General features: G+C 51.0%; 1 rRNA gene. It reads right to left on the bottom strand.

What is annotated here, in order from left to right:
- Nucleotides 1-69: 69 nt before the first annotated feature.
- Nucleotides 70-2,959, bottom strand: a 23S ribosomal RNA gene (locus L3V31_RS21840).
- Nucleotides 2,960-3,036 lie beyond the last annotated feature (77 nt).

Raw genomic sequence — 3,036 nt, 5'->3', positions numbered from 1 at the left:
TTTTTTAATTCTCGTTATTACACATTCAATGTTCTTGCATTGAGTCCATCAAAACCCCTTGGGTGTTGTATGGTTAAGCCTCACGGGCAATTAGTACAGGTTAGCTCAACGCCTCACAACGCTTACACACCCTGCCTATCAACGTCGTAGTCTACGACAACCCTTTAGGATACTTAAAGTATCAGGGAGAACTCATCTCAAGGCTCGCTTCCCGCTTAGATGCTTTCAGCGGTTATCGATCCCGAACTTAGCTACCGGGCAATGCGTCTGGCGACACAACCCGAACACCAGAGGTTCGTCCACTCCGGTCCTCTCGTACTAGGAGCAGCCCCTTTCAATTCTCCAACGCCCACGGCAGATAGGGACCGAACTGTCTCACGACGTTCTAAACCCAGCTCGCGTACCACTTTAAATGGCGAACAGCCATACCCTTGGGACCGACTTCAGCCCCAGGATGTGATGAGCCGACATCGAGGTGCCAAACACCGCCGTCGATATGAACTCTTGGGCGGTATCAGCCTGTTATCCCCGGAGTACCTTTTATCCGTTGAGCGATGGCCCTTCCATTCAGAACCACCGGATCACTATGACCTGCTTTCGCACCTGCTCGAATTGTCATTCTCGCAGTCAAGCGGGCTTATGCCATTGCACTAACCACACGATGTCCAACCGTGTTTAGCCCACCTTCGTGCTCCTCCGTTACTCTTTGGGAGGAGACCGCCCCAGTCAAACTACCCACCAGGCACTGTCCGCAACCCCGATTAGGGGTCAACGTTAGAACATCAACACTACAAGGGTGGTATTTCAAGGTCGGCTCCAACGATACTGGCGTACCGTCTTCAAAGCCTCCCACCTATCCTACACATGTAGGGTCAATGTTCAGTGCCAAGCTGTAGTAAAGGTTCACGGGGTCTTTCCGTCTAGCCGCGGGTACACTGCATCTTCACAGCGATTTCAATTTCACTGAGTCTCGGGTGGAGACAGCGTGGCCATCATTACGCCATTCGTGCAGGTCGGAACTTACCCGACAAGGAATTTCGCTACCTTAGGACCGTTATAGTTACGGCCGCCGTTTACCGGGGCTTCGATCAAGAGCTTCGACCGAAGTCTAACCCCATCAATTAACCTTCCGGCACCGGGCAGGCGTCACACCGTATACGTCATCTTACGATTTTGCACAGTGCTGTGTTTTTAATAAACAGTTGCAGCCACCTGGTATCTGCGACTCTCAATAGCTCCATCCGCAAGGGACTTCACCGTCGAGAGCGTACCTTCTCCCGAAGTTACGGTACCATTTTGCCTAGTTCCTTCACCCGAGTTCTCTCAAGCGCCTTGGTATTCTCTACCCGACCACCTGTGTCGGTTTGGGGTACGATTCCTTACAATCTGAAGCTTAGAGGCTTTTCCTGGAAGCATGGCATCAATGACTTCACATCCGTAGATGCTCGACGTCGTGTCTCAGCCTTAAAAAGAGCCGGATTTACCTAACTCTTAAGCCTACGCACTTGAACCTGGACAACCGTCGCCAGGCCCACCTAGCCTTCTCCGTCCCCCCATCGCAATTGTAAGAAGTACGGGAATATTAACCCGTTTCCCATCGACTACGCCTTTCGGCCTCGCCTTAGGGGTCGACTTACCCTGCCCCGATTAACGTTGGACAGGAACCCTTGGTCTTCCGGCGAGGAGGTTTTTCACCCCCTTTATCGTTACTCATGTCAGCATTCGCACTTCTGATACGTCCAGCATGCCTTACAGCACACCTTCAACCGCTTACAGAACGCTCCCCTACCCAATATACAAAAGTATATTGCCGCAGCTTCGGTTTACTACTTAGCCCCGTTACATCTTCCGCGCAGGCCGACTCGACCAGTGAGCTATTACGCTTTCTTTAAATGATGGCTGCTTCTAAGCCAACATCCTGGCTGTCTGAGCCTTCCCACATCGTTTCCCACTTAGTAGTAATTTGGGACCTTAGCTGGCGGTCTGGGTTGTTTCCCTCTCCACGACGGACGTTAGCACCCGCCGTGTGTCTCCCGGATAGTACTTACTGGTATTCGGAGTTTGCAAAGGGTTGGTAAGTCGGGATGACCCCCTAGCCTTAACAGTGCTCTACCCCCAGTAGTATTCGTCCGAGGCGCTACCTAAATAGCTTTCGGGGAGAACCAGCTATCTCCAGGTTTGATTGGCCTTTCACCCCTAGCCACAAGTCATCCGCTAATTTTTCAACATTAGTCGGTTCGGTCCTCCAGTTGATGTTACTCAACCTTCAACCTGCCCATGGCTAGATCACCTGGTTTCGGGTCTATATCCAGAGACTGAACGCCCAGTTAAGACTCGGTTTCCCTACGGCTCCCCTAAATGGTTAACCTTGCCACTGAATATAAGTCGCTGACCCATTATACAAAAGGTACGCAGTCACACCACGAAGGTGCTCCTACTGCTTGTACGTACACGGTTTCAGGTTCTATTTCACTCCCCTCACAGGGGTTCTTTTCGCCTTTCCCTCACGGTACTGGTTCACTATCGGTCAGTCAGTAGTATTTAGCCTTGGAGGATGGTCCCCCCATATTCAGACAGGATATCACGTGTCCCGCCCTACTCGATTTCACTGAATACGCGTCGTCAGTTACGGGGCTATCACCCTGTATCGCCAAGCTTTCCAGCTTGTTCACCTGACGCCTATAAAGCTTAAGGGCTAGTCCAATTTCGCTCGCCGCTACTTTCGGAATCTCGGTTGATTTCTTTTCCTCGGGGTACTTAGATGTTTCAGTTCCCCCGGTTCGCCTCGCTGCGCTATGTATTCACGCAGCGATACTAGCTTATGCTAGTGGGTTTCCCCATTCGGAAATCCCAGACTCAAGTGGCTTTTACTGCCTAATCTGGGCTTATCGCAAGTTAATACGTCCTTCATCGCCTCTGACTGCCAAGGCATCCACCGTGTACGCTTAGTCACTTAACCATACAACCCGAAGGAGTTTCGAATTGATGTTAAACAACCAAAGTTGTCTCTCATTATTTGAATGAGCGAGAGACATT

The sequence above is a fragment of the Vibrio sp. J1-1 genome (assembly GCF_021728395.1).
In the GTDB taxonomy this organism is placed as follows: Bacteria; Pseudomonadota; Gammaproteobacteria; order Enterobacterales; family Vibrionaceae; genus Vibrio.
The sequence above is the reverse complement of the archived record's forward strand: the minus strand, read 5'-3'. Positions and strand labels throughout refer to the sequence as shown.